5 protein-coding genes are annotated in these 3,681 nt (G+C 71.4%); 3 read left to right on the top strand and 2 right to left on the bottom strand.

Going from position 1 to position 3,681, the window contains the following annotated elements; translation table 11 throughout:
- Positions 1-16: 16 nt before the first annotated feature.
- Positions 17-520, bottom strand: a complete 504-nt coding sequence (locus AVR91_RS33905) for an Rv3235 family protein (RefSeq protein ID WP_063272963.1) — start codon at positions 518-520, stop codon at positions 17-19.
- Positions 521-632: 112 nt separating this feature from the next.
- On the opposite strand from AVR91_RS33905, the gene AVR91_RS33910 reads away from it, so the two are divergent.
- Positions 633-1,037 (top strand): HAD-IA family hydrolase, encoded by a 405-nt coding sequence (locus tag AVR91_RS33910; protein ID WP_063272962.1) that lies wholly within the window; start codon positions 633-635, stop codon positions 1,035-1,037.
- Here AVR91_RS33910 and AVR91_RS33915 read toward each other — a convergent pair.
- Positions 1,012-1,791 (bottom strand): TrmH family RNA methyltransferase, encoded by a 780-nt coding sequence (locus tag AVR91_RS33915; protein ID WP_063272961.1) that lies wholly within the window; start codon positions 1,789-1,791, stop codon positions 1,012-1,014. The genes AVR91_RS33910 and AVR91_RS33915 overlap by 26 nt on opposite strands.
- A 34-nt stretch (positions 1,792-1,825) precedes the next feature.
- Here AVR91_RS33915 and AVR91_RS33920 point away from each other — a divergent pair, with 34 nt between their 5' ends.
- Together AVR91_RS33920 and AVR91_RS33925 are read left to right on the top strand one after the other, a co-directional pair.
- Positions 1,826-3,232, top strand: a complete 1,407-nt coding sequence (locus AVR91_RS33920; RefSeq protein WP_063272960.1) for a WS/DGAT/MGAT family O-acyltransferase — start codon at positions 1,826-1,828, stop codon at positions 3,230-3,232.
- Positions 3,229-3,681, top strand: a 453-nt coding sequence (locus AVR91_RS33925; protein WP_143254202.1) for a DUF6912 family protein, incomplete at its 3' end; no start/stop codon positions are given. The genes AVR91_RS33920 and AVR91_RS33925, both read left to right, overlap by 4 nt.

Here is a 3,681-nt window from a genome sequence, read left to right on the forward strand (position 1 = left end):
GGGGCCTTCACGCGCATCAGGCCGCGAGCGCGGAGACCCGTCGCGGAGGCTTCAGCAGATGGAAGCGGGTGCACACCCAGCCCGACGGCGTCCGCTCGAAGCGGGCGGCCAAGGCGAGGCAGCGCCCGTTCTGCTCGACGGTCGCGCAGGCTTCGACGACGCCGTCCGCCGGATGCCCGAGATGCACCGACTTCGGCCGGTAGCCGCCCGCCGGTCGGCGGTGGCCGCTTTCGAGCAGCGCGTGGTGGAGCGCCGGGTCGAGGATCGGCCGTACCTGGACCGGCGGACGGCGGCCGTCGCAGGCTTCGAGGATGGTGGTCAGCAGCCTGCCGATCTGCCTGCCGTCCGGGGTGTCCGGCGCCGGCCGCGGTTCCTCCACGACGCTTTCCCCGGACAGCGGCAGATCCAGCACGAGCTGGTTGTCCGGCACCGACGCCCGGTGCATCAGGCCGTCGGGCCGGTCGGCGACCCGGTACGGCGGTTCGTACGGTTCGAGCCGTCTCAGTACGTACGACTTCATCGAGCAGTCCCCCTCCGCGGCCCCCTCGGCCACGCCCAGCAACTAAGGGGCGGCCGGTGGGCGGAGCCGTGACAAGGACCGCCCGAGAGGATGAACCGGGCGGTGATCGCTTGTGTACGGTGAGCCGGTGCTGAAAGGGCTGGTCGTCGACTACGCCGGGGTGCTCACGGACGTGGGCGCGGACGAGCTGTACGCCTTCCTGCTCGCGGCCAGGGAGCGCGGCATCAAAACGGCCTTGCTCTCCAACGCCCCCGGCGCGTCGGACGAGGCCAAGCGGTCACTGGGCCCGTTCTTCGACGCGCTCGTCTTCTCCGGCGAGGTCGGCGTGGCCAAACCGGACCGCGAGGTCTACCTGCTCACCGCGGGCCTGCTCGACCTGCCCGCCGACCGGTGCGTGTTCGTCGACGACGCCGCGCAGAACGTCCGCGCGGCCGTGGCGGCGGGGATGGCGGGAGTGCACCACACGTCGGTCGAGGACACGCTCACCGAGCTCAGCGCGTTGTTTCCGAAGCCTTAGCGCGGCGCACCAGCTCGAACGACAGCACCGCGGCGGCGGCCGAGACGTTCAACGACTCGACTTCTCCGGGCATCGGGATCGACACCCATTCCGTCACCAGCTCGCCGACCTCGGCGCCGACGCCGTTCGTCTCCCCGCCCAGCACGAACGCCGCTCGCTGCGGCAGTTCGACGTCGAACACCGAGCTGCGGGCCGAAGCGCCCAGCGCGTAGATCCCGTAGCCGGCTTCGGTGAGCATTTCGGCGGCTTCGCGCGCGCTGCCGCACCGCAGCACCGGCGCGCGGAACGCGACCCCGGCCGAAGCCTTGACCACCATCGGGTCGAGGGCGGCGACCCCGCGCCGCGGCACCACGACCCCGTCCAGCCCGGCGGCGGTCGCCGTGCGCAGGATCATCCCGACGTTCGCCGGGGTGGTGATGCCGTCGAGCAGCAGCACCCGCGACGGCGGCCTGCCGTCGGACAGCGCCGCGTGCAGCGACCGCATACGAGGGGCGACGACGTCGGCCAGCACGCCCTGGTCCTGCTTGCCGTTGCCCGCCAGCACCTTGACGCGATGCGCGCTCGCCCGCTGCACCGGCACCCCGGCGGCTTTCGCGGCACGCTGGATCTCGGCGGCGTTCGGCCCGCGCACGGTGTCGGCGAGGATCACCTTGTCCACCTCGAGCGCCGCGTCGTCCAATGCCTCGAGCACCGGTTTGCGGCCGTACACCGTCAGGAACCGGTCCTTCGGCGAGATCACCGACTCATCACCCACACCGGCGAGTGTCCCACTATGTAAGGATCGGCCCATGCCCGACCGCCTCTCCGCGCTGGACGCCTCGTTCCTGTACGTGGAAGACCACTCGACCCCGATGCACGTCGGCGGCGTGGCGATCTTCGAGCGACCGCGCGAGGGCTTCACCCACGAGCGGCTGCTCGACCTGATCGGGCAGCGCCTGGCGTTCCTGCCGCGCTACCGGCAGCGAGTGCTGGAAGTGCCGGGTCACCTCGCCCGGCCGGTATGGGTCGACGACGTCGACTTCGACCTCAACTACCACGTCCGGCGGTCCGCGCTGCCGCAGCCGGGCTCCGACGGCCAGCTGTTCGACCTCGTGGCGCGGCTGATGTCGCGGCGGCTCGACCCGGGAAGGCCGCTCTGGGAGGCGTACTTCGTCGAGGGGCTCGCGGGTGACCGCATCGCGCTGGTGACCAAGACGCATCAATCGGTCGTGGACGGGATCGGCACCATCGAGATCGGGCAGCTGATCCTCGACGCCGCCCCGCAGGAGCCGGAACCGTTCGACGACACGTGGCATCCGCGCCGGGAACCGAGCCGCACGCAACTGGTCCTCGACGCGGTCGCCGAGACCGTGCAGCGGCCGACGGAGCTGGTGGAGAACGTCCGCTCCCTCACCCACGACGCCGCCGCGATGGCGGGCAAGGTCACCGAAACGGTCGGCGACGTCGCGTCGGCGCTGAAGACGATGGTGCATCCGGCGCCGTCCGGGCCGCTCAACGTCCGCACCTCCGGCGGCCGCATGTTCGCCGGGGTCCGCACGCGGCTGGAGGATTTCCGCAAGGTCCGCGCCGCGCACGGCGGCACGGTCAACGACGTCGTGCTCGCGGTGCTCACCGGCGCACTGCGGGAATGGCTGCTCTCCCGCGGCTCGAACCTGACCGCGACGACCACCGTGCGCGCGCTGGTGCCGATGGCCGTCCGCGACGCCGAGACGGCCGAGTACTCGACGCCGGCGCTGGTCGGGAACCAGGTCGACGCCTATCTGGTCGATCTCCCGGTCGGGGAGCCGAACGCGGTCCTGCGGCTGCAGCACATCGGTCACGCGATGGCGGACCACCTCGACTCCGGCCGTTCGGTCGCCGCGCGCGGCCTGCTGACGGTCGGCGGTTTCGCCCCGCCGACGCTGCATTCGCTCGGCGCGCGGGTGGCCGGGTCGATGTCGGGGCGCATTTTCAACGTGCTGATCACGAACTCGCCGGGCCCGCAGGTGCCGCTCTACGCGGGACAGGCGAAGATGGTGGAGATGTTCCCGGTCATGCCGCTGGTGCGCAATCAGGCGCTGGCGATCGGGGTCACCTCGTATCACGGCGGTGTCTACTTCGGACTGAACGGCGACCGCAAGGCCGTGTCCGATGTGGACCTGCTCGCCGGGATGATCGAGGAATCGTTGGAAGAGCTGAAGGGTGCGCACTGGTGAGGGTCTATCTACCCGCGACGATCGCGATGCTCCGTGAGCTCGAAACCGCCGGAGAGCTCCGGGCGCGCAGCGGCACGGGATTCGCGCTGACCCCGGCGCTGCGGGAGTCCTACGCCAGCGGATCCGACGAGGAGCTCGAGTACGCCGCGCTGCTCGACGCCGCCAGGGCGTCGCTCCGGCTGATCGCGGCCGAGGAGAAGCCCGAGCCGCGGCGGGTGGTGATCTCGGCCGACATCGACGAGGTCACGCTGCGCCCGGACCTCGACGCCGCCGTCGTCCGGCTGGCCGGTCCGGTGAAGATCGCCGACGTCGCCGCGATTCACGTCGACGCGGCCGAAGCCGCCGAGTCCGTACAGGCCGCCGCCGCGGTGATCGACCAAGCCGACCTCGGCGATCCGGACGCCGAGTTCACCCTCGGCGACGCCGAAGACCACGAACTCGCCTGGTAC

Origin of the sequence: Amycolatopsis keratiniphila subsp. keratiniphila (assembly GCF_001620365.2) — a bacterium.
Taxonomy (GTDB): Bacteria; Actinomycetota; Actinomycetes; order Mycobacteriales; family Pseudonocardiaceae; genus Amycolatopsis; species Amycolatopsis keratiniphila.

Coding starts and splice junctions, on each gene's coding strand:
- AVR91_RS33920 (WP_063272960.1), top strand. CDS start 1,826: ATGCCCGACCGCCTCTCCGCGCTGGACGCCTCGTTCCTGTACGTGGAA.
- AVR91_RS33905 (WP_063272963.1), bottom strand. CDS start 520: ATGAAGTCGTACGTACTGAGACGGCTCGAACCGTACGAACCGCCGTAC.